The organism is Streptomyces sp. NPDC040622 (assembly GCF_055593965.1).
On sequence record NZ_JBVIXD010000004.1, the window covers coordinates 548,671 to 575,243 of the forward strand.

Genomic DNA, 26,573 nt, shown 5'->3' on the forward strand with positions numbered 1-26,573 from the left:
CACCCGCCGCTCATCGCCCGCCCTCCGGCTGCCCGGACTGCTCCGGCTGCCCCGAGACCTCGGGCCGCGCCACCTGTCCCGCCTGCCCTGTCTGCCCTGCTTGCCCCACGTGCCCTGCTGGGCCCGGCGCTCCCAACCGATCCGCCAACCCCACCAACTCCGCGAACTGCTCGCCCAGCGCCGCTGGTGCGTCCGCGTCCGGGTCCTTGAAGTAGAAGGCGAGGGCGGGCAGGGGGCCGGAGAGGCCGCGTTCGTGGGCGCGGGACATCAGGCGGGCGAGGTCCAGGATCAAGGGGGCCGCGAGCGCCGAGTCGCAGCCCTGCCAGGTGGTCTGCAGGACCATGCGGGTGCCGAGGAAGCCGTCGAAGGCGATGTGGTCCCAGGCGGTCTTCCAGTCGCCGAGGGAGGGCACGTCGTCGATGTGGACCTCGCCCTCGGGGGCGCCGCCCAGGGTCTCGGCCAGGACGCGTTCCTTGCCGGCGTTCTTGGCGGCCGCAGCGCCGGGGTCGGCCAGGGCCGCGCCGTCCCCGCCGCCCAGGAGGTTGGTGCCGGACCAGGCCCGTACGGCGAGGGCCCGCTGCGCGAACATCGGGCCGAGCACAGAGCGCAGCAGGGTCTGGCCGGTCTTGCCGTCCCGGCCCGCGTACGGGAGTCCCGAGGAGCGTGCCGCCTCGGTCAGGCGGGGGTGGTGCAGGCCCGTGGAGGGGGTGAAGTTCACGTAGGGGCAGCCGGCGCGCAGGGCGGCCGCCGCGTAGAGGGAGCTGGCGGGCAGCCGTGTGTCGTCGTCCGAGGGGCGTGGTTCGGTCGAGGCGACGTTGACCACCACCGCGCGGGCGAGCCCGCGGCGGCGTACGAAGTCGCGCAGGTCGGCGGCGAAGGCCTCGATGAGCTCTTCGTCGGTGCGGGAGTCCCCAGGCTGGGGTCCTCCCGGGCGTATCTCGGCGTCCGCCGCCGCGAGTTCGGCGCGGACCGCCGAGGGGAGGCCGTGCGGGAGGACGCCGCCCGCGGCGAGTTCCTCGGCCCGTTTGGGCAGCGGGCAGCTCGTGGTGTCGTGGCCGCCGAAGACCAGCGACGACAGCGTGGGCAGGCCGCGATCCATGAAGGGCTGCGTCTCGGTGACCATGCCGGTGGGCGCGTGCAGTCCGGCGGCCACCGCCGCGCAGCCCGCGACGGCCGTGGTCGCGACAGAGCCGCGCGCCCCGATCAGCCAGACGCCGACGGGCGACGTCCCGAGGGGGGAAGTAGAGGGCGCAGATGTAGAGGTCGCGGATGTGGACACGGCTGCCTCCTGCCATGGCTGACGAGCTCGGGACTCGACTCGGGAGCTCGGGGAACGTGAGTGCGGTGCAAGACGGCGGGCGGAGGTCCGGCGTCCTCCGCCCGCCGTCGTCTAGCGACCCGCGCCCGAGCCGGTCGGTGCGGGTGACCCGGTGTGGCGGGCCGGGAGGTCCTTCAGCCGGATGTTCCTGAAGGAGACCTCGTCGGCGTCGCCGTGGTTCTGGATGCCGATGTGCCCTTGGCGCAGGCTCCGTGCCGGGTCGGTGTTGGTGAAGTCGTTGATCTGGACTCCGTTGAGGTAGACGCGAAGGCGTTCGCCCTCGACGCGGATCTCGTAGGTGTTCCACTCCCCCGGCGGGTTGAGTGCCTTGTCGCGCTTGGCCAGATCGGCGGACCGGAAGCCGTAGACGGAGCCCGTGGTCTTCTCGGGGACGTCCGTGGCGTCGATCTGGATCTCGTAGCCGTTGTTCACGGCCGACCAGGGGTCGTCGGAGGGCGGGAAGCCCACGAAGATCCCGGAGTTGTCGTCGCCCCGCATCCGCCAGTCGAGCTTGAGCGAGTACGAGCCGAGTTCACGCCGGTCGTACCAGAGCATCCCCATGCCACCGACGGTCGTGAGCGTCCCGTCGTCCTCGTTGACCTCGAGGGAGCCGGGGCCCGCCTGCTTCCAGTCCTCCAGGGAGGCCGCCGTCCCGTCGAAGATCGGCGTGTAGCCCTTCTCGGGACGGCAGTCGGCCTGCGCCGCGCCGACCGCCCAGCGGATTCCTCCCAGCAGGTGCTGCCGGAAGCCGGGGTCCGCGAAGGACTCCTTGGTGTGGCCGCTGCCGGTGTAGAAGGAGCGGCCGCCCTGGTACTCCTGGCACCAGGCGATGGGATGGTCGCCCGACATCGACCCGCCCGTGTAGGACGACTCGTCGAGCGAGGCCAGGACGCGTGCGCGGTCGCGGGGGTTGGAGCGGTAGTTGTACCACTCGTCGGTCCGGTCCCAGACGCCCGGCAGATGGGCGGTGGACGGGTGGGCGTGGTCCTCGACCTTGACCTTCGCGGGCTGGATCGCGGGGTGCGACTGGAAGTAGGCACCCGCGAGCCCGCCGTAGAAGGGCCAGTCGTACTCGGTGTCGGCGGCGGCGTGCACGCCCACGTACCCGCCGCCCTTCTTGATGTAGCCCTCGAACGCCGCCTGCTGTTTGGCGTCGAGGACGTCGCCGGTGGTGGAGAGCCAGATGACGGCGCGGTACTTCGCGAGGTTCTTGGCGGTGAAGGACGTGGCGTCCTCGGTGGCGTCGACGGTGAAGCCGTTCGCCGCGCCGAGTTCCTTGACGGCCGCGATGCCGTCGGGGATCGAGTCGTGGCGGAAGCCGGCGGTCTTGGAGAAGACCAGCACCTTCTCGCCCGCCGCCCGCCCCGAGGTCTCGGGCCTGGAGGCCGCGGGGCCCGATACGCAGCCGATGAGCAGAGCCGCGGCGGCGGTCGCGGCGGCGATCCGTGCGGATGCGCGCATGGTGCCCCTTCCTCAGCTCGTGGTGAAGGTGAAGTCGTCGACGTCGTACAGGGCTCCGGTGCCCTTGCCCTTGAAGACCAGGTAGAGCGTGGTCGTCGCCTTGGGTGCCTTGCTGATGGCGGTGCTCACGTCGGTGTAGGTCTCCCAGCCGCCGGTCGGCGCGACCGTCGCCTTGCCCAGGAGCTTGCCGCCGGCCGATCCGCTGCGCACCTCCAGCGTGCCGCCGGATCCGGCGGACGCGACCCTCGCCGTCAGCTTGGTGGCGTTGCCGAGGATGTACGGCTTGAAGGCGATCCAGTCGCCGTTGTGGATGTCACCGACCGTCTTGCCGCCGTGGGCGGGCGTGTGGTTGGTGATGGAGACGCCCTTGGATTCGTTGTAGTGCTCGCCCTGGCGGTGCTTGGGCTGCACGACGTTCTGGTCGTGCGTGGTCAGCGCGGGCTGGCCGTTGGCGCCCTTGTCGGTGTACTCGGCGTCGAAGACCCCGAAGATGTTGGCGTTCGGGTCGTGTTCCCCGTCGGCCGAGGTCTGGATGGTGCCTTCGCAGCCGTTGGCCGAGGTGACCGGGTGGCCGTGGCTGTCGTGGCCGAGGATGTGGGTGACCTTGACCTTGGCGCAGTCGATCGTGCCGTCCTCCGGGTCGGTCACCTTCACCTTGAAGGGCACCTTGTCGCCGAAGGTGAACAGCTGGCCGTCACCGGGCAGTTCCAGGGTGACCTTGGGCGCGGTGTTGCCGACGGTGAGGTGTGCGCTGGCCGATCCGGTGCGTCCGGTGGAGTCCTTGACGGTCACGGTCGCGGTGTAGACGCCGTTCTTCTTGTACGTGTACGTGGGGTTCTGCTGCGTCGACTTGCCGCCGTCGCCGAAGTCCCACGCGTAGGTCAGCGTTCCGCCGTCGGCGTCGGTGGCCTTCGCCGTGAACTTCGTCTTCAGGGGTGCCTGGCCACTGGTCTTGGACGCGGTGGCCTCGGCGACCGGCGAGTGGCCCGACGTGGCGTTCTCGATGCGGAACAGGCCCGAGTTCTCGTCGCCGCCGAACCAGGCGGTGCCGTAGTCGAGGACGTAGAGGGCGCCGTCGGGGCCGAACTCCATGTCCATCACCTGGGTGCCGGTCCACGGGAACGGGTTGATCTTCGAGACCGTGCCGTCCTCGCCCTGCTCGATGCGCTTGATCCAGCGCCGGCCGAACTCGCCGGCGAAGAAGTCGCCGTCGTAGGCCTCGGGGAACTTCACCGGGGAGGTGCTGGCCGCGTCGTAGCGGTAGACGGGGCCGCCCATCGGGGACTCGGAACCGCTGCCGAAGTCGGGGACGGAACCCCCGTCGTAGGGGATCCAGGCCTCCTGCGCGGGCGGCAGGTCGGTCAGTCCGGTGTTGTGCGGCGATTCGTTCTTGGGGGCCGCGCAGTCGAAGGTGGCGCCGGAGGTGCCGGTCGCGAAGTCGTAGTCGACATAGGGGTCGTTCTTGCCGGTGCAGAACGGCCAGCCGAAGTTGCCCGCCTTGGTCACACGGGCGAACTCGACCTGCCCGGCGGGGCCGCGCTTGGGGTCGGCCGCACCCGCGTCGGGCCCGTAGTCACCGACGTAGACGACGCCCGTCGGCTTGTCGACGCTCATCCGGAAGGGGTTGCGGAAGCCCATCGCGTAGATCTCGGGCCGGGTCTTCTCGGTGCCCTTGGCGAAGAGGTTGCCGTCGGGGACCGTGTAACTCCCGTCGTCGGCGACCTTGACGCGCAGGATCTTGCCGCGCAGGTCGTTGGTGTTGCCCGCGCTGCGCCGCGCGTCGAAGGCGGGGTTGCGGTCGGCGCGCTCGTCGATGGGCGTGAAGCCGTCCGAGGCGAAGGGGTTGGAGTCGTCGCCCGTCGACAGGTAGAGGTTGCCGTCCTTGTCGAAGTCGATGTCGCCGCCGACGTGGCAGCAGGTGCCGCGACTCGCGGGGACGTCGAAGACCTTCTTCTCGCTGGCGGCGTCCAGGGTTCCGTCGGCCTTCAGGACGAAGCGGGAGAGGCGGTTCACGCCGTCGAACTTCTTGAAGTCCTCGGCGGTCCCGTTCTCCGGGGCGTCACCGGCCGGGGTGTCCAGCGGAGGTGCGTAATAGAGGAAGATCGCGCGGTTCTCGCTGAACTTGGGGTCGATGCCGACGCCCTGGAGACCTTCCTCGTCGTGCGAGTAGACGGGTATCTTCCCGGCGACCTTGGTGTTGCCCGCCGCGTCCGTGAGGCGGAGCGTGCCGTCGCGTGAGGTGTGCAGGACAGAGCGGTCGGGGAGCACGGCGAGCGTCATCGGCTCACCGGTCTCCGCCTCGCCCTTGGCGAGAGTGACCTGCTGGAAGTCCTCGGCGGCGGCTGCCGAGGGCGGGTCGGCGGGGACGGCACCCGCCTGCGGACCCGCGAGGGTCAGGGTGGCGCCGGTGAGCACGGTGCCGGTGAGCAGGGCGAGTGTGGTGCGGAGTCTCGGGCGTTTCCTGTGCACGGGGGTTCCTCCGGAGGGGGGACGGTCGTACGCGGGTGTGTGCGCCGTGCGCCGGGGTGCGCCGTCACCCCGGGAACTTCATGTCCTGTACACCTCAAGGACGGTAGCCACGTTTGTCCCGGGCGGAAAGCCCTTACGCAGAGTGGAAGTTGAACTTTTTCCTGTCAATGGACAAACGTGGCGCGCGACCGGATTAGTCGGATCCGCCGAAGGCCGCGTCGAAGGACGCGGTCGGCGCCTCGAAGTCGAACGCCTTCAAGCGCGTCAGCGCCTCGGGAGCACCCTGGAGGCGGTCCATGCCCGCGTCCTCCCACTCCACGGAGATCGGTCCCTCGTACGCGATGGACCGCAGCATCCGGAAGACGTCCTCCCAGGGCACGTCCCCGTGGCCCGCCGACACGAAGTCCCAGCCGCGGCGCGGGTCGCCCCACGGCAGGTGCGAGCCGAGGCGGCCGTTGCGGCCGTCCAGGCGCCGCCGGGCCTCCTTGCAGTCGACGTGGTAGATGCGGTCGCGGAAGTCGTAGAGGAATCCGACCGGGTCGAGGTCCTGCCACACGAAGTGGGAAGGGTCGAAGTTGAGCCCGAACGCGGGCCGGTGGCCGACGGCTTCCAGCGCCTTGTGCGTGGTCCAGTAGTCGTACGCGATCTCGGAGGGGTGCACCTCGTGGGCGAAGCGCACGCCTTCCGCGTCGAAGACGTCCAGGATCGGGTTCCAGCGCTCGGCGAAGTCCTCGTAGCCGCGCTCGATCATCGATTCGGGGGCCGGCGGGAACATCGCGACCAGGTGCCAGATCGACGAGCCCGTGAAGCCGACGACCGTGTCGACTCCGAAGGCCGCGGCCGCCCGCGCGGTGTCCTTGATCTCTGCGGCGGCCCGCTGCCGCACGCCTTCCGCATCTCCGTCGCCCCAGATACGGGCGGGCAGGATCGCCTGGTGCCGCTCGTCGATGATCGCGTCGCAGACGGCCTGGCCGACGAGGTGGTTGGAGATCGCCCAGCACTTGAGCCCGTACTTCTCGAGCAGCGCGTGCCGCCCCTGGAGGTAGCCCGGGTCGGCGAGGGCCTTGTCGACCTCGAAGTGGTCGCCCCAGCAGGCGAGTTCGAGGCCGTCGTAGCCGAAGTCGGCGGCGAGGGAGCAGACCTCTTCGAGCGGCAGGTCGGCCCACTGGCCGGTGAAGAGCGTGAACGTGCGGGGCATGACGGGCCTCCTCAGGCGGGGATCGACGTGTAGACGGAGTTCTTGGCCGCGCTCTCCTCCACGGCGGCGAGCACCCGCTGCACGGAGAGCCCGTCGGCGAAGGACGGCTCGGGCCGCGCCCCGGTGGCGATGGCGTCCAGCAGGTCACGGGCCTGGTGCACGAAGCTGTGCTCGTAGCCGAGGCCGTGCCCCGGCGGCCACCAGGCCTCCAGGTAGGGATGGTCGGGCTCGGTCACGAGGATGCGGCGGAAGCCGGACGACGCGGCGGGCTCGGTGTGGTCGTGGAAGGAGAGCTCGTTGAGCCGCTCCAGGTCGAAGGCCAACGAGCCCTCGGATCCGTTGAGTTCGACGCGCAGCGCGTTCTTGCGCCCGGCGGCGAACCGCGTCGCCTCGAAGGAGGCGAGGGCCCCGCACGGGAACCGTCCCGTGAACACGGCCGCGTCGTCGACGGTGACCGTGCCGAGCCGGCTGCCGCCGGCCGCGGTGAGCCCGCTGGACGCGCCTTCGAGCAGCGGCCGTTCGCGTACGAAGGTCTCGGTGAGCGCCGACACCCCGGCCACCGGCTCCCCCACCAGGTACTGCGCGAGGTCCACGATGTGCGCGCCCAGGTCGCCGAGTGCCCCGGAGCCCGCGCGCTCCTTGAGGAGCCGCCAGGTCAGCGGGAACTCCGCGTCCACCAGCCAGTCCTGAAGGTACGTCAGACGCACGTGCCGCAGGATCCCGAGCCGCCCTTCGGCGACCATCCGCCGGGCGAGGGCGAGGGCGGGCACCCTGCGGTAGTTGAAGCCGACCATGGCCACCTGGCCCCGTGCGCGGGCCCGTTCGGCGGCCTCGGCCATCGCCTCGGCCTCCTCGACGGTGTTCGCGAGCGGCTTCTCGCACAGTACGTGCTTGCCCGCCTCCAGGGCGGCGACGGCGATCTCCGCGTGGCTGTCGCCGGGGGTGCAGATGTCGACGATGTCGACGTCGTCCCGGGCGATCAGGGCGCGCCAGTCGGTCTCGGCGGCGGCCCAGCCCAGCCGGTCGGCGGCGGCGCGCACCGCGCCGCCGTCGCGGCCGCAGACGGCCGAGAGGACCGGCACTACCGGCAGGTCGAAGACGCGCCCCACGGTGCGCCAGCCCTGGGAGTGGGCGGCGCCCATGAAGGCGTAGCCCACCATGCCCACTCCCAGGGACCGCTTCCCTGCCGCCTCGGTATCGGCCCGTGCCTCGGTTTCCGTCTCACGCATGCGGTACTCCTCCTCGTCGACGCTCGGTGGGGGGTGCTGATGCGCGCATCACTTGAAGCCGGTGGACATGTACTGGCCGACGTTCTCCTTGTCGACCACCGCCGAGTAGCAGGTGATGAAGGACGGGATCTCGAACTCCGCCATGCCGCTGACGCCCTTGCCCTGCCCGAGGGCGCGCGCGAGGTCGATCGCGGAGGCGGCCATGGTGGGCGGGTAGAGCACGGTGGCCTTCAGGACGCTGTTGTCGGCCTCGATGGCCTGGAAGGCGGCGAGCGCGCCCGCGCCGCCGACCATCAGGAAGTCGTCGCGGCCCGCCTGCTTGATGGCGCGCAGGGCGCCCACGCCCTGGTCGTCGTCGTGGTTCCACAGGGCGTCGAAGTTCTTCTGGGCCTGCAGGAGCGAGGACATCTTCGACTGTCCGGACTCGACGGTGAAGTCGGCGGCCTGGCGGGCGACCTTCTTGATGTTGGAGTAGTTCTTGAGGGCGTCGTCGAAGCCCTTCGTGCGCTGCTTGGTGAGCTCCAGGTTGTCGAGCCCGGCGAGCTCCACGACGCGCGCGTTCTTCTTGTCCTTGAGCTTCTCGCCGATGTAGTGACCGGCGCTCAGGCCCATGCCGTAGTTGTCGCCACCCACCCAGCAGCGATAGGCCTGCGGGGTCGCGAAGACGCGGTCGAGGTTGACGACGGGGATGCCCGCCCGCATGGCCTTCAGGCCGACCTGGGTGAGCGCCTTGCCGTCGGCCGGCAGCACGACCAGGACGTCGACCTTCTTGTTGATGAGCGTCTCGACCTGGCCGATCTGGGCGGCGGTGTCGTTGGAGCCCTCGGTGGCCTCCAGGGTGACGTCCGCGTACTTCTCCGCCCGCTTCTTGGCGTTGTCGTTGATCGCGTTGAGCCAGCCGTGGTCGGCCTGCGGCCCGGCGAAGCCGATGGTGACCTTCTTGCCCGGCTTGTCGTCGGCGACCTGCTGCGACTTGTCGTCGGAGTCCTCGTCCTTGGACTCGTTGCTGGTGCAGCCCGTGATGAGGGCGCCGGTGGACAGGGCGGCCGCTCCGAAGAGGAGTCCTCTGCGGCTCGTGTTGGTTGGCATGCGTGAACCCCTCAGCTCAGGATGTGTGGGCCGTACGACGTTGGACGAGGACCGCGGCGACGATGATCGCTCCCTTGGCGATCTGCTGGGTCGCGGTCTCCAGGTTGTTGAGCGCGAAGATGTTGGTGATCGTGGTGAAGATCAGTACGCCGAGCACGGAGCCCGTGATGGTGCCGCGGCCGCCGCTGAGCAGGGTGCCGCCGATGATGACGGCGGCGATGGCGTCGAGTTCGTAGAGGTTGCCGTTGGTGTTCTGTCCCGAACCGGCCAGGATGATCAGCAGGAAGGCCGCGATGCCGCAGCACAGGCCGGAGAGCAGGTAGAGGTAGAGCCGCTGCCTGCGGACGTCGATGCCGGCGAGCCTGGCCGCCTCCGCGTTGCCGCCGACGGCGAGCGAGCGCCGCCCGAAGGTGGTGCGGTTCAGGAGCAGCCAGCCGGCGACGGTGACGGCGGCGAAGACCAGGACCAGCGGCGGGATGCCGAGGATGTACGCGTCGCGCTCGCCGAGCTTCAGTACGCCGTCCACGGTGACCATCTGGGTCTTGCCGTCGGTGATCTGCAGGGCGAGGCCGCGGCCGGACGCCAGCAGGGCGAGGGTGGCGATGAACGGCACCACCCCGCCGTAAGCGATGAGCAGGCCGTTCACCAGTCCGCACGCCGTGCCGACGAGTACGGCCGTGAAGAGGATGCCCGCGAAGCCGTACTCCTGGGTGGCGACCGTCGTCGCCCACACCGAGGCGAGGGCGACGATCGCGCCGACCGACAGGTCGATGCCGCCGGAGATGATCACGAAGGTCATGCCGACCGTGACCACGCCGATGACGGAGGCCTGGGTCAGGACCAGCTGGATGTTGTCGGTGTCGAGGAACGAGTCGGGCTGGGTGATGCCGCCGATCAGGATCAGTACGGCGAGCACGCCGAGCAGCGACAGCGTGCGGACGTCGGCGCGGGCCACGGCGGTGCGCCAGGGGCGGCCGCCGTCGGCGGGGGTGCTCTTGCGGGGGGCGGCCTCGGCCGCCGGGGCTGGCTGGGTCATGCCGCCGGGCTCCCTTCTAGGACGAGGTCGAGTACGCGGTGTTCATCGAGGTCACGGGCGGGTGCGGTGTGTACGACGCGGCCCTCGCGGAGCACCAGGACGCGGTCGGCGAGGCCGAGCACCTCGGGTACTTCGCTGGAGACGAGGAGGACGGCAAGGCCCTCGTCGGCGAGGCGTCGGATCACCGCGTACAGCTCCGCGCGGGCGCCGACGTCGACGCCCCGGGTCGGTTCGTCGAGGAGCAGGACGCGGCAGCCGCGCAACAGCCAGCGGGCCAGGACGGCCTTTTGCTGGTTGCCGCCGGACAGGGTGCGGACGGGTACGGACGGGGCGTCGGGCCGCAGCGACAGCTCACGCGTCGCATCGCGGGCCGCCTCGCGTTCCGCGGACCGGTCGAGCCAACCGCCGTACGAGAAGCGGGACATGGAGGAGATCGACACGTTGTTGGTGACGGACTCCAGCATCAGCAGGGCCTGCGCCTTGCGCTCCTCGGGGGCGAGGCCGAGTCCCGCGCGGACGGCGGCCCGCACGCTCCCCGGCCGCAACACCCGTCCCTCGACGCTCACTTGTCCGGAGCTGGGCTTGCGGGCACCGTAGATCGTCTCCAGGATCTCGGAGCGTCCCGAGCCGACGAGCCCGGCGAGGCCGACGATCTCGCCGGGGCGCAGATCGAGGTCGAGCGGTGCGAACTCGCCGCGCCGGGAGAGGCCCCGCACGGTCAACACCGGTTCCCTCCGGGCGCCTTCGACGCCCCCCGCTTCTGCGGGCGAGAGTGGTGCGGGCCGTTCGGGGAAGACGTATTCGACGTTGCGGCCCGTCATCATCGCCACGACGTCCTTGGTCGGGGTGGACTCCGCGGGGAGCCCGCCGGCGACGGCGCGCCCGTCCTTGAGGACGGTGACCCGGTCGCCGATGCGGCGGATCTCCTCGAGGCGGTGCGAGATGTAGACGACGGCGACGCCGTCCGCGGTGAGGTCGCCGACGATACGGAAGAGGTTGTCCACCTCGTCGGGGTCCAGGGCGGCCGACGGCTCGTCCATGACGATGAGGCGGACCTCGTGGGAGAGCGCGCGGGCCATGGAGACGATCTGCTGGTGTGCGGCGGAGAGATCCCCGACGAGTCGCCCCGGATCGATCTCGCCGTGCCCAAGTCGCTTTAGGAGAGCGGCTGTTGAGGCCCTCGCCGTCCGGCCGCGCACGACGAAGCCCGCGGCGGTCGGCTCGTGCCCGAGGTAGACGTTCTCGGCCACGGACAGACCCTCCACCAGGTCGAGCTCCTGGTAGATGGTGGCGATCCCGAGGCGCATGGCCGCGATGGGCGAGCGGAGCGTGGTGCGTTCGCCGCGCCAGGTGATCTCGCCGTCGTCGGGCTGGTGGACGCCCGCGAGGACCTTGATGAGGGTGGACTTCCCGGCGCCGTTCTGGCCGAGGAGACAGTGCACTTCCCCGGCCTGGACCTGGAGGTCGACGCCGTCGAGGGCCCGGACGCCGGGGAACGACTTGGTGATGCCGGACATGGTGAGCAGGGGTGGTTCGGGTGCCATGACGGTTCCCCTCGGCGGCGGCCGCAGCAGGGCAGGACGGATGCGGGGCGGGAAGGTTTCGGGGCAGGACGGAGCTCGGCTCGGCGGAGCGAGACGGAGCAAGACTGAGCGAAACGGTGCGGAGTCGTACGGGGCGGTGCGGAGCGGTACGGGCGGTGCGGAGCAGGACAGGGCGGAGCCGGGCAGGGCGCTGTGCTGGACGGGGTGGCGCTGCGTTCCGTACACGCCGGCCGGGCCGGTGGACGGCCGGCGGGAGGCCGGCCGGGCCGGTCAGGCCGGTGAGAAGAGGTGGTCGCTGATGAGCCGGGCGCCGCCGATGACTCCGGCGGTGGGACCGAGCTCACCCAGGACGATCGGGAGGTTGCCGGTCGCCAGGGGCAGCGACTGGCGGTAGACCTGGGTGCGGATCGCGGCGAGCAGCGTGTGGCCGAGGCCGGTCACGCCGCCGCCGATCACCACGAGGCCGGGGTTGAAGAAACTGACGAGGCCCGCGATGACCTGGCCGGTGCGATTGCCGCCCTCACGGATGAGGTCGAGGGCGGTGGCATCACCCGCGGCCGCGGCCGCCGCGACGTCGACGGCGCTGAGCCGCCCCGCCTCGTCGAGCCGCATGGCGAGCTCCGCCGAACGCCCTTCCCCGGCCGCCTCCTCGGCGTCGCGGGCGAGCGCCGCGCCGCTGAAGTAGGCCTCCAGGCAGCCCTTGTTGCCGCAGGCGCAGGGGCGTCCGTCCGGTTCGGACTGGATGTGGCCGATGTCGCCGGCGCTGCCCGTCGTACCGCGGTAGACCTCACCGCCGACGACGATGCCGCAGCCGATGCCCGTGCCGATCTTGACGCAGAGGAAGTCGCCCACGGAACGGGCGACGCCCGCGTGCTGCTCCCCCATCGCCATGAGGTTCACGTCGTTGTCGACCATGACGGGGCAGCCCAGGTCCTGACTGAGGGCCTCCCGCACGGGGAAGCCGTCCCAGCCCGGCATGATCGGCGGGGCGACCGGCACGCCCTCGGGGAAGCGGACGGGTCCCGGGACGCCGATGCCGGCGCCGTCGAACCCTTCCGCGAGCCCGGAGGCCTTCAACTTGGCCGCCATGGCGAGGACTTGCTCGAAGACCGCGACCGGGCCCTCGCGCACGTCCATGGGCTGGTTGATGTGGCCGAGTACCTCCAGCTCGGCGTTGGTTACCGCGACGTCGACCGAGGTCGCGCCGATGTCCACGCCGAGGAAGCGGAGGGCCGGGGCCAGGCGGATGTTGTGGGAGCGGCGCCCGCCGCGCGAGGCGGCGAGCCCGTCCGCGACCACGAGCCCGGTCTCCAGGAGCCGGTCGACCTCCACGGCCAGTTTGGACCGCGAGAGATCGACCTGATCGCCCAGCTGGGCGCGGGAGTTGGGTCCTCCGTCACGCAACAGCCGCAGCAGCCGGGCCTGGTGCGCATTGGCGGGTCGAGCCGTCATACGTCTCACGCGCCCCTCCCCGCCTCATCGGGCTTCCCGTTCCGTTGCCGTCGGGCCGACTCGTCGTCACTGCCGACGCCGTCGCCTTCGGGCTTCCTTCAAGCTTTCGAGGGGAACGTAGCAGTGCCTGTCGGGACTGGGAAGAAGTTGAGCGCGAATTACCCATGACTTTCTCCAGTCACAGGACAAAGGGGCGCCGGGTCAGCGTTTCCAGGCCGGTTCCCGAAGCATGCACCAGGTGCGCGGGCCGTGGTCCGGGAGCGGGATGTCCGCCGTGACGGTGAAGCCGAGCCGTTCATAGAAGGAGACGTTCCGCTTGGTCGACGTCTCCAGGAAGCACGGGTGTCCGGCGCGGTCCGCTGCCGCGAGTCCGGGCGCGATGACGGCGGCGCCGAGCCCCTGGCCCTGCTCGTCGGGGTCCACCCCGACCGTGGCGAGGAACCACGCCGGACGCCGGGGACGGTACGGCCGCAACGCGCGGTCCGCCGATTCGAACCAGGGCGCGCGGTCCCCCGCGAGCTCTCTGACCAGCGGTCCGATGGCGGCGAAGCCGGGCTCGGGATCCCGGTCCGGCGTGGTCCACACGGCGACGGCGCGCCCAGCTCCCGCCACCCAGACCCGTCCGTACACCATCCCGATGCGGGTCAGGAAGAGCTCCTGGAAGCGGCGGACCCGCTCCGCGTGGCCGTCGGCCGCGACGACGTGGCGCGTGAAGGCGTAGTCCGCGAAGGCCCGGGCGAGGGTGTTCACCGCCACCGGCACGTCTTCCCTGATCACGGGGCGTATGCGGTGCTGTGTCGTCATGTCTGGCCTTCCGGTCCCGACGGCATGACCCTGCCTCCGAAGTGATCGACGGCTTTCGCGCCGCACCGCACGACCGCCTGCTCGCGGCGGCCCCCTTCGCCGCCGTGCAGCGGCAGCTCTACGGCGACCGGGGGCGCCCGGCGGGACAGGCGACACGGACGGAGGCCGTGCTCACGGCCGCCGCACAGAGCCGGCAAGGCCTGCGCGCGGACCCGGGCGAGGCGGCGCGCCCGGCCGCGCTCAGTCCCGCTCGCGCTCGTGGTACGTCTGCCGGGTGTGCTCCGTGTGGGCCCGCATGATGTCCGTGGCGCGCGCCTCGTCGCGCTCGGTGATGGCCTCGATCAGTTCGCGGTGCTCCAGCCAGGACTGCCTGCCGCGCTGCCGTGCCACCGGCGTGTAGTACCAGCGGACCCGGCGGTCCACCTGCGCGGCGAGCTCGGCGAGGACGACATTGCCGGCGAGCTCCATCACCTTGGCGTGGAAAGCCGCGTTGAGGGTGACCACCTGGTCCACGTCGCCGTCGGCCACGGCCTGTTCGCCGCGCGTGCAGAGCTCGTCCAGGGCGGTGATGCCCGCGACGCCGGTGCTGGCCGCGGCGAGCCGGGCGGCCTCGGCCTCCAGCAGGGTGCGGACGGTGAGGAGTTGGTCGGCCTCCTCCTCGGTCGGCTCGTGCACGAACGCACCCTGGGCGGGCCGCAGGTCCACCCAGCCCTCGGTGTTGAGCCGCTGCAGCGCCTCGCGCACCGGCTGCCGCGAGACGCCCAGGTGACCGGCCAGCTCGCTCTCGACGAGGTGCTGGCCGGGCTGCAGCGAGCGCGTGGTGATCAGTTCGAGCAACGCCTCGTAGACCCGCTCCCTGAGCGGCCCGGGGCGTTCGAGCCTGGGCACGGCCCCCTGCGGCAGTCCGGTGGACAACATCGCGGCCCCCTCGTCGAAGATTGCCTTTTGTCTACAGTCTACGAGCTACAGGGGCCAGTGCCAGGGAGAGTTGAGCCGATCACACCCCGACCCGTCCGGGCACCCCGCCACTTCGTGAGCGGATCACGGGCAGCGCACGACCTGTCCCGCGTACGACAGGTTCCCGCCGAAGCCGAACAGCAGGACCGGGTCGCCCGAGCGGAGCTCGCCGCGCTCGACCAGCTTGGACAGCGCCATCGGGATGCTGCCCGCCGAGGTGTTCCCGGAGTCGACGACATCGCGCGCGACGACCGCGTTCACCGCGCCGATGCGCTCGGCGAGCGGCTCGATGATCCGCAGGTTGGCCTGGTGCAGGACGACACCGGCGAGGTCGGCCGGGGTGAGCCCGGCGCGCTCGCAGGCCGTGCGGGCGAGCGGCGGCAGCTGCGTCGTCGCCCAGCGGTAGACGCTCTGGCCCTCCTGGGCGAAGCGCGGCGGCGTGCCCTCGATGCGTACGGCGTTGCCCATCTCGGGCACCGAGCCCCACAGCACGGGCCCGATGCCGGGCTCCTCGCCGGGCCCGCACGCCTCGACGACGACCGCGCCCGCGCCGTCGCCGGTCAGCACGCAGGTGGTGCGGTCCGTCCAGTCGGTGACCTCGGACATCTTGTCCGCGCCGATGACCAGGGCGCGGGTCGCGGCACCGGCCCGCACGGTGTGGTCGGCGGTGGCGAGGGCGTGCGTGAAGCCCGCGCACACGACGTTGATGTCGAGGACGGCGGGGCCGGGGATGGCCAGGCGGGCGGCGACGCGGGCGGCCATGTTCGGCGAGCGGTCGATGGCCGTGGAGGTGGCGACCAGGACCAGGTCGATCGCGTCGGGGGTCAGCCCTGCGGCGGCCAGGGCCTTGCCGCCGGCGTGTGCGGCCAGCTCGTCGACCGGCTCCTCGGGCCCCGCGATGTGGCGAGTCCGGATGCCGACCCGCGAACAGATCCACTCGTCGCTGGTGTCGACCCTGCCCGCCAGCTCCTCGTTGGTGAGGATCTTGGCGGGCTGGTAGTGGCCGACGGCGGCGATGCGCGAGCCGTGCATGAACGGGTCCCCCTTGTTGCCGAAGATGCGGGACCGTCCAGTCTGGTCAGCGACTCACCAGTAACGGTGCACGTAATGCGACAGGAAAGGAGCGCGGTGTTTGGATGCTTCTCATGATCCGGTCACCCTCTGAAGAGTTGCGTGACCTTGTGTACGAGTTCGTACAGCCCGTAACCGAGCGGCAGCCCCACCCAGAGCCAGGCGAACACGATCAGCGCGCGACGGTCACGGGGCGGTGTGCTCGGCGGGGTGGTCATCGGCGGCCTCCTTCGGGGAGGGGACGTGGTGGCGGGGGTGCACGGGCCGGACGAGCTCGTTCGCGACGAAGCCGACGGCAAGGAGACCGATCATGATCGCGAAGGAGAGGCCGTAGAGGCCGGAGCCCGTCCTGCCCGCCTCCTCCTGGTGGTCGGCGACGCGGTTCACGATGAGCGGCCCGAGGACTCCCGCCGTGGACCAGGCGGTGAGCAGCCTGCCGTGGATGGCGCCGACCTGGTACGCCCCGAAGAGGTCCTTCAGATACGCGGGGATCGTCGCGAAGCCCCCTCCGTAGAAGGAGAGGATCACCAGCGCGCAGCAGATGAACAGTGGCTTCGAGGTGTCTCCGAAGCGGGCGATCAGGAGGTACATGAGCGCGCCCGCGCCGAGGTAGACGCGGTAGACGTTCTTGCGGCCGATCAGGTCGGAGGCCGAGGACCAGCCGATGCGGCCCGCCATGTTGGCGGCCGAGAGCAGCGCGACGAAGCCCGCCGCGGCCGAGACCGACACGGGGGTGGAGGTGTCCGCGAAGAAGTCCGTGATCATCGGGGCGGCCTTCTCCAGAATGCCGATCCCGGCGGTCACGTTCATGCACAGGACGACCCACAGGCACCAGAACTGCGGGGTGCGGACGGCCTGCCGCGCGGAGACCTGCGGTCCCTCCAGCGCACCGGGCAGGCCGGGACCGGGGGCGCCCTCGGTGCGCGGCACGCGGATCAGGAGCACGCCGAGCGCCATGAAGACGGCGTACGTGAGGCCGTGCACGAGGAACGCGAGCGCGATGCCGTCGGAGTCCGCGCCGAAGGAGTCCAGCATCTGCGCGCTCCACGGGGAGGCGATGAGCGCGCCGCCGCCGAAGCCCATGATCGCGATGCCGGTGGCCATGCCGGGGCGGTCGGGGAACCACTTGATGAGCGTGGAGACGGGTGAGATGTAGCCGATGCCGAGGCCGATCCCGCCGACGAAGCCGTAGCCGAACACGATGAGCCAGTACTGGCGCGTCGCGGCGCCGAGGGCGGCGATCAGGAAGCCGGAGGAGAAGCAGGTGAGGGCGACGGCCATCGCCCAGCGCGGGCCGTTGCGTTCGACGAGCGTGCCGCCGAACGCGGCGGACAGGCCGAGCATGACGATGCCGAGCTGGAAGGGCAGCGCGCTCTGGGTGCCGCTGAGGTGCAGCGAGGATTCGAGGGGCGGTTTGAAGACGCTCCAGGCGTAGGCCTGGCCGATGGAGAGGTGGACCGACAGGGCGGCGGGCGGTACGAGCCAGCGGCTCCAGCCGAGGGGTGCGACGGGGGGCCTCATGATCCCGAACGGTAGGAACCGTGCGAGGCGTTGTGAAGGGGGCGGACGGTGAAGGGGGCGGACGGAATACGTCGACGGTATGCGATGTACCGCGCTGAGCCATGTACCGCGCGAACCCTTGCCGCCCCAAGTTCCATACTGTAGACAATATTCTGTCGACGTCTTCGTCCCACGTTCCTCGGATCCCTCGACCGAACGGAGCGCGCCACCGTGAAAGTCGCAGTCCTCGGTGCCGGTGCGATCGGCGCCTACGTCGGAGCCGCGCTGCACCGCGCCGGTGCCGACGTCCATCTCGTCGCCCGCGGCCCGCACTTGGCGGCCATGCCGCGGCACGAAGTCAGGGTGCTGAGTCCGCGCGGCGACTTCACCGCCCGGGCCCGCGCCACCGACGACCCGGCCGGGATCGGTCCGGTCGACTACGTCTTCCTGGGCCTGAAGGCCAACGCGTACGCGGCGTGCGGGCCGCTGATCGAGCCGCTCCGGCACGACACGACCTCGGTCGTCGCCGCGCAGAACGGCATCCCCTGGTGGTACTTCCACCGGCACGGCGGCCCGCACGACGGCCACCGCGTCGAGAGCGTGGACCCGGGCGGCGCCGTGAGCGCGGTGCTCGCCCCCGAACGTGCCGTCGGATGCGGTCGTCTACGCCGCCGCCGAGCTCGAAGAGCCGGGTGCCGTAAGGCACTTGGAAGGGACCGGGTTCTCCATCGGTAAGCCCGACCGGTCCCGTTCGGCGCGCTGTGCCGCCTTCAGCGAGGCCATGGTGGCGGGCGGTCTGAAGTGTCCGGTCGAGGCGGAGCTGCGCGGCGACATCTGGATCAAGCTGCTCGGCAGCATCTCCTTCAACCCGATCAGCGCGCTGGCCCGCGCCACCATGGGCGAGATGTGCCGGCACGGCGGCACCCGGCGCGTCATCGAGATCATGATGCACGAGACGCTCGCCGTCGCCACCGCCCTCGGCTGCCGGCCGGACATCTCCGTGGAGCGGCGGCTCGCCGGGGCCGAACGGGTCGGCGACCACCGCACCTCCACCCTCCAGGACCTGGAGCGCGGCAAGCCGCTGGGGCTCGACGTGCTGCTCGCGGCCGTCGTCGAACTCGCGGACATCACCGGGGTCGCGGTGCCGACGCTGCGCACCGTCCACGCCATCTCCGACCTGCTCGCGCTGAGGACCGCCGCATGGGCGCGCCCATGAGCAAGCGCAAGAGCGCCACGGGAAAGAGCACGGGAGGGACCACCGCATGAGCAAGCGCGACCGCACCCCCAAGACGTACACCCGTCTCACGCATCCCCTCGTCCGCGACTCCCGCGACGCGCCGTTCCGCCGGGCCACCTGGGACGAGGCGCTCTCCCGCGCGGCGGCCGGGTTCGAGCGGGCCCGCGGCGCCTTCGGGATGTTGCGTGCCGTGCCGGGTCGGCACCGTCCGCCAGGAGGAGGCCCTGCACCGCATCGCCGGGCGGACGGGCGCCGACGCCGCCGACGACGTCGCCCTGCTGCGCGAGGTGGGGCGGACCCTGCGGGATGCCTCGATCTGCGGGCTCGGCCAGACCGCGTGGAACGCCGTGGAGTCCGCCATCGACCGTCTGGGGGCGTACAAGTGACCGCCGTACCGCTGGGCATTCCGCGCCGACTCGTCGCGTTCACCCTCGACGGGCAGGACGCCAGGGTCCCGGAGGGGGCGACGCTCCTCGACGCGTGCCGCGCCGCGGGCAAGGACATCCCGACCCTGTGCGAGGGCGACACCCTCGCCCCCAAGAACGCCTGCCGCGTCTGCGTCGTGGAGGTGGCGGGCGCCCGGACCCTCGCGCCTGCCTGCTCGCGCAGGGCCGAACCCGGCATGTGCGTCCCCACCGACACCGAATGCACCCGGCACAGCCGCAAGGTCGTCCTCGAACTCCTCGCCTCGTCCGTCGACCTGTCGACGACACCGAAGGTCGCGGGCTGGCTCAAGGAGTACAAGGCCGAGCCCGGCCGCTTCGGCCCCGAAGCCGCCCGCCTGAATGAGGAGCCCAAGGTCGACAACGACCTCTACGTGCGGGACTACGACAAGTGCATCCTCTGCTACAAGTGCGTCGACGCCTGCGGGGAGCAGTGGCAGAACACCTTCGCGATCTCGGTGGCGGGCCGAGGCTTCGACGCCCGCATCGCCGTCGAGCACGACGCGCCGCTGACCGACTCGGCGTGCGTGTACTGCGGAAACTGCATCGAGGTCTGCCCCACGGGGGCGCTGGGCTTCACGTCGGAGTTCGACATGCGGGCCGCCGGCACCTGGGACGAGTCCGCGCAGAGCGAGACGACCACCGTGTGCGCGTACTGCGGAGTCGGCTGCAATCTGACCCTGCGCGTGCAGGACAATGACATCGTCAAGGTCACCTCGCCGCACGACAACCCGGTGACCCACGGCAACCTCTGCATCAAGGGCCGCTTCGGCTACCAGCACGTACAGAACCGGGACTGATCAAGACATGGGACGAGTCACTGAGCGACGCAAGGTGATCCGGGTCCGGGACGGGCACGTCTCGGAGCGGCCCGACACCCTGGTCGCCGAGGAACCCCTGGAGATCCGCCTCAACGGCAAGCCGCTGGCCATCACCATGCGCACGCCGGGTGACGACTTCGCGCTCGCGGCGGGGTTCCTGGTGAGCGAGGGGGTGCTCGGCGCCGCGGACGACCTCCGGTCGATCGTCTACTGCGCGGGGGCGACCGCCGACGGGGTGAACACGTACAACGTGGTCGACGTGCGGACCGCCCCGGACGTCGTCCTCCCCGACATCACGCTCGAACGCAACGTCTACACCACCTCGTCGTGCGGGCTGTGCGGCAAGGCGAGCCTGGACGCGGTCCGCACCACGGCCCGCTGGCCGGTCGACGACACGGCGGGCGGCGCCGCTCCCCCGGTCCGCCTCGGGACCGACCTGCTCGCGAGCCTCCCCGACCGGCTCCGCGCGGCGCAGCGCGTCTTCGACAGGACCGGGGGCCTGCACGGGGCCGCCCTCTTCACCGAAGAGGGCGAACTGCTCGACATAAGGGAGGACGTGGGGCGGCACAACGCCGTCGACAAGCTGGTCGGCCGCGCCCTGCGGAACGGCGACCTGCCGCTCTCCCGCACGGTCCTGCTCGTCTCGGGCCGCGCCTCCTTCGAGCTGGCGCAGAAGGCCGTGATGGCGGGCATTCCGGTCCTTGCGGCGGTCTCCGCGCCGTCCTCGCTCGCGGTCGACCTGGCCACCGAGACGGGGCTCACGCTGGTCGGTTTCCTGCGCGGCTCCTCCATGAACGTGTACGCGGGCGAGCACCGCGTCGCCCTGCCGGCCGCGGCCTCCCAGGGCTGATCCGGGCCACCCGCCGCACGGCGGCGGCGCCCCGGCCGGCGGGGAGCGCCCCCTGCGCCGGCCGGGCCCACTACCCGGCTTCCCCGGTGCGGGCAGCAGCTCCTAGCTCTCCGGCGCCTCGGCTTCCGAGTCGACCGGGTCGCCCGAGACGCCCGAGACGCCCGAGACACGGCCCAGCATCTCCAGGAACCGCTCGCGCTCGGTGGCCGTGAGGGGCGCGAGGAGTTCGGCGTTGGCACGGGCGGCCGCCTCCGCGCACCGCTTGACGGTGCGTCGGCCGCGCGCCGTGATCGTGATCGCATTCTTGCGGCGGTCCGCGGGGTCCGGTGCGCGCTCGACCAGGCCGTCGGCCTGGAGGTCGTTGAGGACGCCGACCATGTCCTTCGGGTCGAGCGAGACGCTGCGGCCGAGCTCCGCCTGCGCCACGGGGCCGAGGTCGGCGACGGCGGACAGCACCACGTGGTGCCACATCTTGAGCCCCTCGCGGGCCAGCGCGGCGGCGACGAGGCCCCGGCCACGGGCGGCGGCACGGCCGAGCAGCCAGCTGGGCAGGGTGCGGATGGTGCTGGGGGCGGGGGGTGTGGTGGCCATGGGGGAAGTCTAGCCAAGAATCGTTGGACTTCCCCACGACTATGAGTCTATCGTTGGTGCTCCCAATGATCATTCCAGCGATTTCTCACCCCTGGAGGTGGTGCGGATGCGTCGCGTCCGGTACGCGCACGGCGGCGGCCCCGAGGTCCTGTTCCTGGAGGACGCACCCCTCCCCGAGCCCGGCCCCGGCGAGCTCCTCGTGCGCGTCGCCGCGGTCGGCGTGACCCTGCCCGTCGTCCGCAAGGTCCGCGAGAGCCACACCCCGATCCCCCTCGGCGGCGAGATCGCCGGAGAGGTCGTGGCGCTCGGCGAAGGCGTCACCGCGTACGCGCCCGGCGACCGCGTCACCGGCCTGGCCTTCGGGCACGGGTACGCCGACCACGCACTGCTCGGTGCCGCGATGGCCTCTCCCGTCCCCGACGGGGCGAGCGCCGTCGACGCGGTCGCCCTGGTCCGCTCCGGCCTCGTCGCGTGCGGGGCGCTCGCCGCGGCCCGCCCCGCACCCGGCGAGTCCGCGCTCGTCACGGCGGCCGCGAGCGGGGTCGGCCACCTCGCCGTGCAACTGGCCCGGCACCAGGGCGCCTCGCGCGTCGTGGCCGCCGTGTCCGACCCCGGCAAGGCGGACTTCCTGCGCGGGCTCGGCGCCGACGAGGTCGTCACGTACGACCGCGCGGACTGGGGCGAGCCCGTGGACTACGCCCTGGACGCGGTCGGCGGCGACCTGCTGGCGCCCGCCGTCAGGTCCCTCGCCCCGCACGGCAGGCTGGTGGCCTACAGCTCGGGCGGCGGCAGCGTGGCGGCGTACGACCTGCTCGTCGGCGCCAAGTCCGTCATCGGGTTCCAGATGGGCCTGATCGCGCGCGGGCAGCCCGAGTTGTACGAGACGTGGCGGCGCGAGCTGTGGCGGCTGCACGCGACGGGCGTGCTGCGACCCGCCGTGCACGCGGAGTTCGCGCTGGAGGACGCGGCGAGGGCACACGAGGTGATCGAGGCGCGGAGCAATCGGGGCAAGGTCGTCCTGATCCCCTGACGCGCGCTCCTTGTGGGGTGCCGGAGCCCCCACGTAGCGTCTGTGGCACGCACGTTGGACGTGGGATGTCAGGATGTCCGGTCGCCGGGATGTCTGTCGCCGCACGCCGGCATCGCCATGAGTCGCCGTCGCCACGAAAGGCGGACCGCACCATGCCATCGAGTCTCCGTGCACGTCTCAGATCCCTCCGCACCACCACCGCCGCCCTGACCGCCGTCGCCGTCGGCGCCCTGCTGCCCGCGCCCGCGGCGCAGGCGGTCCGGGCGGCGCCCGCGCCGACACCGCCGTTCGAGCAACAGGTGCTGTTCAAGGCCGCGCAGGACCCCGGCTACGCGTGTTTCCGCATCCCGGCCGTGGTGCGGACGACACAGGGCACACTGCTGGCCTTCGCGGAGGGCCGGGTCGACGACTGCAGCGACGCGGGCGACATCGACCTGGTGCTCAAGCGGTCGCACGACGGCGGCCGGACCTGGGGTCCGCTCCAGGTGATCAACGAGGGCGGGGGCGACACCCACGGCAATCCGGCGCCGGTCGTCGACCGCGAGAGCGGTCGCGTCCTGCTCGCGGAGACCTACAACACCGGCCGCACGGACGGCAGGAACTGCGAGGTGCCGTGCGACCGCACCCCGCACCTGCAGTACAGCGACGACGACGGCCGCAGCTGGTCCGAGCCGCGCGACCTGAGCGAGGAGATCCTGCCGAAGGAGTGGAACTCCTGGTACGCGACCGGTCCCGTGCACGGCATCCAGCTGACCCGCGGCCGGCACGCGGGACGGCTCGCCTTCGCCGTCAACGCCGAGACGTGGAACGGCAGTCGGGTCACCGCCAACCATGCGGCACTGATCGTCAGCGACGACGGCGGCGACCGCTGGAAGGTCGGCGCGACGGACTCGTACCCGATCGCCGACGACGGCACGTTCCGCCAGAAACCGTCCGAGATGACGCTCACGGAGCGGCCCGACGGCGCGGTCTACGTGAGCGGCCGCGAGCAGGACGGCACGGATCTCGGCCACCGCACGCACACCGTCAGCCGTGACGGCGGCGACTCCTTCGCCGCCCCCTTCCGCGCGATCCCCGACCTCTACACGCCCCAAGTGCAGGGATCCACACTCCAGTTCGGCGGCCGGATGCTGCTCGCCTGCCCCGGCGACCCCGACCGCCGCCGCACGATGCAGATCCGCTCCTCCTACGACGGCGGCCGCACCTGGGACAGCGTCGACCGCGGCACGACGGTCACCGCGGACTGGTCCGGCTACTCCGACCTGGTGCGGGCCGACCGCGCGCACGTGGGCCTCCTGTACGAGGGCGGCGCGGTCGACGCGCGCGACGAGATCCGCTTCGCCCGCTTCACCGAGGAGTGGCTCGCGCCGCGCAGGGGACCGGACCCGACGACCCGCGACCACGCGCCCGGCGCCCGGCCCGCCGCGGTGCTCGGCGGGGCGCGCGGGACGGCGGGCCGCTTCGGCGGGGCCCTCGCCTTCGACGGCGCCGACGACGCCGTACGTTTGCCCTACCGTCCCCGGTTGCCGCTCGGCGCCGGTGACTTCACGGCCTCGCTGTGGTTCCGCTACTCGGCGACGGCCGGCGAGCAGCCCCTGCTGTGGATGGGCGGCATCGGCACCAACCAGCCGCAGGTGTGGCTGCGCGGCGAACCCGCGAGCAACCGCGTCACCGGCCTGATCACGACGCGGGAGGGCGCGGCGCCCCCGAAGTCCGCGTCCGTGCGCACGACCAGCGCCCACAACGACGGCGAGTGGCACCACATCGCCCTGCGCCGCGGCGCGGGCACCCTGACGCTCTTCCTCGACGGCGTCCGGACCGACGCCGCCGACGTGCCGGGCTCGGTCAGCCGCACCTCCCCGTTCGGCGTCCACATCGGGCAACGGCTGGACAGTCGCGCTCACTTCACCGGCGCCATCGACGAAGTACGCGTGTACAAGCGGGCGTTGAGCGACCCCGAGATGGGAGACCTGAGCACCGCCGATGCTCCTGTGACACGGGACACCGTCCTGCGCCTGCCCATGGACCACGTGCGCGGCAGCAACTAACGTCCCGGGCGTGTACGCCCGCGAACGTCCCGCCGCGGGGCGGCGCAGGATCCCGCTGGTCCTGCTGCTCGCCCTGGCCTGTGCGGCCGTGCTGCTCATCGCCCTCCCGGACGACGACCGGGAGGGCGATGCGGCCTGCCGGCCCCGCACCGTCGCGTCCTGGGCGGCCGACGACAGGACCACCGGGGAGTTCGCGCGCTACGGCGACGACACGGCGCGCACCGACGACTGGACCGGCGGGGACGGCACCCACTCGGTGCGCCTGCCGGACGGGCGGCTGCTCTGGCTGTTCTCCGACACCTTCCTCGGCCAGGTCCACGCGGCACCGAACCCCGCGGGCCAGCCCCACACCTGGCGCGACACGAACACGCCGATGGTCCGCAACTCGGCGGTGGTGATGTCCCGTTCGGGCGCCCTGGAGCGCACCCTCGCCGCGCCCCTCTTCCCCGACCCGGCGCCCCAGCAGTGGCGCTGGCCGGTGGCGGCCCGGGTGGAGCCCCGCTCCCCCGGCGCGGACGAGAAGGTCGTCCGCGTACTGCTGTGGACCCGCATGGCGAGCCAGGGCCCCTGGATCTACGGCGTCCCCGTCGCCACCGAGGTCGCCACGCTCTCGCTGCCGGACCTGCGTGTCGAGGGCATCGTGAAGACCTCCGACCAGCAGTCGGTGGGCGATCCCGAAAAGCGGGTCCTGTACGGGACGACGACGGTCCAGGACGACGACTGGACGTACGCGTTCGGCGGCACGGACGCCCAGGCGGCCTCGCGTCCCTCCTCGGACGCCTATGTCGCCCGCGTCCCGCACGGCAGGCTCGCCGATGCCGGGGCGTGGGAGTACTGGGACGGCGAGGAGTGGGGGCCGGACGTCACGCCCCGGCCGGTGCTCGGGGACGGCGGGCGCAAGGGGGTGGGCAGCGCGTTCACGGTGGTCCGGGACGAGGGGACGTACGTGCTGTTCACGATGGCCGCGGGCGCCGAGGGCCTGACCACCGTCAACTCGTACTGGGCCTGCTCCCCCACCGGGCCCTGGCACGGCCCCGCCAAGGCGTTCGACGCACCCCTGCCCAAGGACGGCGCGCCGCGCCAGGACACCGCCGCCTACAACCCGCAGGCCCATCCGGCGCTCGGCGACGACGGCCGCCTGGTGCTCAGCTACGACGTCAACTGGCTGGACGCGACGCCCGCGAACGCGCAGGCGAACGTCAGCCGGAACGTGTCGCTGTACCGGCCGCGATTCGTGTCCCTGCGCCTGGCGGCGGCTCGCTGACGGACTCCCCCGGGGCCAGCGATTCCGGGTCTTGCGATTCCGCGTGCAGCGATTCCGGGTCTTGCGGTTCCGGGTCCCGCGAGCGGCGCTTGGCGATGACCGCGCAGACCATCAGCTGCATCTGGTGGAAGAGCATCAGCGGCAGCACGGCCAGCGAGGCGTCCGCCCCGAACAGGACGCTCGCCATGGGCAGTCCGGCGGCCAGCGACTTCTTCGACCCGGCGAACTGGATCGCGACACGGTCGGCCCGGCCGAAGCCGAGCCGCTTCGCGCCGTACCAGGTCGCCGCCAGCATGGCCGCGAGCAGCACCGCCTCGACGCCGAGCAGCGCGAGCAGCCGCACCGGGTGCACCTGGCCCCAGATGCCCTGCACCATGCCCTCGCTGAACACGGTGTAGACGACGAGCAGGATCGACCCTCGGTCGACGTATCCGAGGATCTTCTTGTGGCGGGTGATGAAGCCGCCCACCCAGCGGCGCAGGAACTGTCCGGCCAGGAACGGCACCAGCAGCTGGAGCACGATCTTGAGGAGCGAGTCCGCCGAGAAGCCGCCCCCGCTGTCGCCGAGCAGCGCCGCCGCGAGCAGCGGCGTGAGCACGATCCCGGCCAACGAGGAGAAGGAGCCCGCGCAGATCGCCGCCGGGACGTTGCCGCGGGCCATCGACGTGAAGGCGATGGACGACTGGATCGTCGAGGGCACCAGGGTGAGGAAGAGGAAGCCGCTGTAGAGCGCGGGCGTCAGGACGTACGGCACGAGGCCCTTGGCCGCGAGCCCGAGCAGCGGGAAGACGACGAACGTGCAGGCGAGGACCGTGACATGGAGGCGCCAGTGCTTGAGTCCGTCGAGCGCCTCGCGGGTGGAGAGCCGGGCCCCGTAGAGGAAGAAGAGCAGCGAGACGGCCGCGGTGGAGGCACCGGACGCGACATCGGCGGTGGCGCCCCGGGCCGGCAGGAGCGCCGCGAGCCCCACGGTCGCGAGCAACGCCACGATGTACGGGTCGACCGGCATCCACGACGGCCACTTCAGGCGTTTCACGGTGCTCCATGCTCTCGGTGCGGGGATGTGCCCTCCCCATGATCCTCCTGACCCGGGTGATCGGGAATCCCGTACACCGCTCTGACTGTCATCACGTTCCGCGATGGGTACGACTACGCTGGTCG

21 protein-coding genes and 2 pseudogenes are annotated in these 26,573 nt (G+C 71.7%); 7 read left to right on the plus strand and 16 right to left on the minus strand.

What is annotated here, in order from left to right; genetic code table 11:
• Positions 1–10 precede the first annotated feature (10 nt).
• From ACZ592_RS14090 to ACZ592_RS14155, 14 genes are all read right to left on the minus strand, one after another.
• Positions 11–1,279, minus strand: a complete 1,269-nt coding sequence (locus ACZ592_RS14090; RefSeq protein ID WP_471581775.1) for an inositol-3-phosphate synthase — start codon at positions 1,277–1,279, stop codon at positions 11–13.
• Positions 1,280–1,390: 111 nt separating this feature from the next.
• Positions 1,391–2,779, minus strand: coding sequence for a ThuA domain-containing protein (locus tag ACZ592_RS14095; protein ID WP_471581776.1), 1,389 nt, complete (start codon positions 2,777–2,779; stop codon positions 1,391–1,393).
• A gap of 12 nt (positions 2,780–2,791) precedes the next feature.
• Entirely contained in the window at positions 2,792–5,248 is a 2,457-nt protein-coding gene (locus ACZ592_RS14100; RefSeq protein WP_471581777.1) for a PQQ-dependent sugar dehydrogenase, read from the minus strand.
• A 193-nt stretch (positions 5,249–5,441) separates the two neighbouring features.
• Positions 5,442–6,446, minus strand: a complete 1,005-nt coding sequence (locus tag ACZ592_RS14105; protein WP_471581778.1) for a sugar phosphate isomerase/epimerase family protein — start codon at positions 6,444–6,446, stop codon at positions 5,442–5,444.
• An 11-nt stretch (positions 6,447–6,457) separates the two neighbouring features.
• Entirely contained in the window at positions 6,458–7,675 is a 1,218-nt protein-coding gene (locus ACZ592_RS14110; protein ID WP_471581779.1) for a Gfo/Idh/MocA family protein, read from the minus strand.
• A 48-nt stretch (positions 7,676–7,723) separates the two neighbouring features.
• Positions 7,724–8,764 (minus strand): substrate-binding domain-containing protein, encoded by a 1,041-nt coding sequence (locus ACZ592_RS14115; RefSeq protein WP_471581780.1) that lies wholly within the window; start codon positions 8,762–8,764, stop codon positions 7,724–7,726.
• Positions 8,765–8,780: 16 nt separating this feature from the next.
• Positions 8,781–9,800, minus strand: coding sequence for an ABC transporter permease (locus ACZ592_RS14120; RefSeq protein WP_471581781.1), 1,020 nt, complete (start codon positions 9,798–9,800; stop codon positions 8,781–8,783).
• Positions 9,797–11,344 carry a sugar ABC transporter ATP-binding protein gene (locus ACZ592_RS14125; protein ID WP_471581782.1) on the minus strand — a complete coding sequence of 516 codons (1,548 nt, stop codon included), beginning with the start codon at positions 11,342–11,344 and terminating at the stop codon, positions 9,797–9,799. Before ACZ592_RS14125 ends, ACZ592_RS14120 begins: the two co-directional genes overlap by 4 nt.
• Before the next feature lie 270 nt (positions 11,345–11,614).
• Positions 11,615–12,796, minus strand: coding sequence for an ROK family transcriptional regulator (locus ACZ592_RS14130; RefSeq protein WP_471581783.1), 1,182 nt, complete (start codon positions 12,794–12,796; stop codon positions 11,615–11,617).
• Positions 12,797–12,997: 201 nt separating this feature from the next.
• On the minus strand, positions 12,998–13,600 hold the full coding sequence (locus tag ACZ592_RS14135; RefSeq protein WP_471581784.1) for a GNAT family N-acetyltransferase: 603 nt from the start codon (positions 13,598–13,600) through the stop codon (positions 12,998–13,000).
• Positions 13,601–13,840: 240 nt separating this feature from the next.
• Positions 13,841–14,518, minus strand: a complete 678-nt coding sequence (locus ACZ592_RS14140; protein WP_471581785.1) for a GntR family transcriptional regulator — start codon at positions 14,516–14,518, stop codon at positions 13,841–13,843.
• Positions 14,519–14,641: 123 nt separating this feature from the next.
• Positions 14,642–15,589: a beta-ketoacyl-ACP synthase III gene (locus ACZ592_RS14145; RefSeq protein ID WP_471581786.1), complete on the minus strand. Its 948-nt coding sequence runs from the start codon at positions 15,587–15,589 to the stop codon at positions 14,642–14,644.
• A gap of 122 nt (positions 15,590–15,711) precedes the next feature.
• Positions 15,712–15,846 (minus strand): MFS transporter small subunit, encoded by a 135-nt coding sequence (locus tag ACZ592_RS14150; protein ID WP_471581787.1) that lies wholly within the window; start codon positions 15,844–15,846, stop codon positions 15,712–15,714.
• Complete coding sequence (locus ACZ592_RS14155) at positions 15,815–17,149, minus strand: OFA family MFS transporter (protein ID WP_471581788.1); 1,335 nt, start codon at positions 17,147–17,149, stop codon at positions 15,815–15,817. Before ACZ592_RS14155 ends, ACZ592_RS14150 begins: the two co-directional genes overlap by 32 nt.
• A gap of 210 nt (positions 17,150–17,359) precedes the next feature.
• On the opposite strand from ACZ592_RS14155, the pseudogene ACZ592_RS14160 reads away from it, so the two are divergent.
• The 4 genes and pseudogenes from ACZ592_RS14160 (at position 17,360) to fdhD (ending at position 20,479) form a co-directional block, all read left to right on the plus strand.
• Positions 17,360–18,344: pseudogene (locus ACZ592_RS14160) on the plus strand (2-dehydropantoate 2-reductase).
• A gap of 197 nt (positions 18,345–18,541) precedes the next feature.
• Positions 18,542–18,751, plus strand: a pseudogene (locus ACZ592_RS14165) (NADH-ubiquinone oxidoreductase-F iron-sulfur binding region domain-containing protein); the annotation flags it as partial.
• Complete coding sequence (locus ACZ592_RS14170) at positions 18,748–19,608, plus strand: 2Fe-2S iron-sulfur cluster-binding protein (protein ID WP_471581789.1); 861 nt, start codon at positions 18,748–18,750, stop codon at positions 19,606–19,608. The pseudogene ACZ592_RS14165 and the gene ACZ592_RS14170, both read left to right, overlap by 4 nt.
• A 7-nt stretch (positions 19,609–19,615) precedes the next feature.
• The gene (gene fdhD / locus ACZ592_RS14175) at positions 19,616–20,479 is read left to right on the plus strand and encodes a formate dehydrogenase accessory sulfurtransferase FdhD (RefSeq protein ID WP_471581790.1); all 864 of its coding nucleotides are present in this window, start codon (positions 19,616–19,618) and stop codon (positions 20,477–20,479) included.
• A 102-nt stretch (positions 20,480–20,581) separates the two neighbouring features.
• On the opposite strand, the gene ACZ592_RS14180 is transcribed toward fdhD, so the two are convergent.
• Positions 20,582–21,070 (minus strand): MarR family winged helix-turn-helix transcriptional regulator, encoded by a 489-nt coding sequence (locus ACZ592_RS14180; protein WP_471581791.1) that lies wholly within the window; start codon positions 21,068–21,070, stop codon positions 20,582–20,584.
• 106 nt (positions 21,071–21,176) lie between these two features.
• On the opposite strand from ACZ592_RS14180, the gene ACZ592_RS14185 reads away from it, so the two are divergent.
• From ACZ592_RS14185 to ACZ592_RS14195, 3 genes are all read left to right on the plus strand, one after another.
• Positions 21,177–22,100: a quinone oxidoreductase family protein gene (locus ACZ592_RS14185; protein WP_471581792.1), complete on the plus strand. Its 924-nt coding sequence runs from the start codon at positions 21,177–21,179 to the stop codon at positions 22,098–22,100.
• A 152-nt stretch (positions 22,101–22,252) separates the two neighbouring features.
• Entirely contained in the window at positions 22,253–24,148 is a 1,896-nt protein-coding gene (locus ACZ592_RS14190) for an exo-alpha-sialidase (RefSeq protein WP_471581793.1), read from the plus strand.
• 10 nt (positions 24,149–24,158) lie between these two features.
• A complete protein-coding gene (locus tag ACZ592_RS14195; RefSeq protein WP_471581794.1) occupies positions 24,159–25,412 on the plus strand; it encodes a DUF4185 domain-containing protein in 1,254 nt (417 codons plus the stop codon).
• On the opposite strand, the gene ACZ592_RS14200 is transcribed toward ACZ592_RS14195, so the two are convergent.
• On the minus strand, positions 25,348–26,448 hold the full coding sequence (locus tag ACZ592_RS14200; RefSeq protein ID WP_471581795.1) for a bile acid:sodium symporter family protein: 1,101 nt from the start codon (positions 26,446–26,448) through the stop codon (positions 25,348–25,350). The genes ACZ592_RS14195 and ACZ592_RS14200 overlap by 65 nt on opposite strands.
• Positions 26,449–26,573 lie beyond the last annotated feature (125 nt).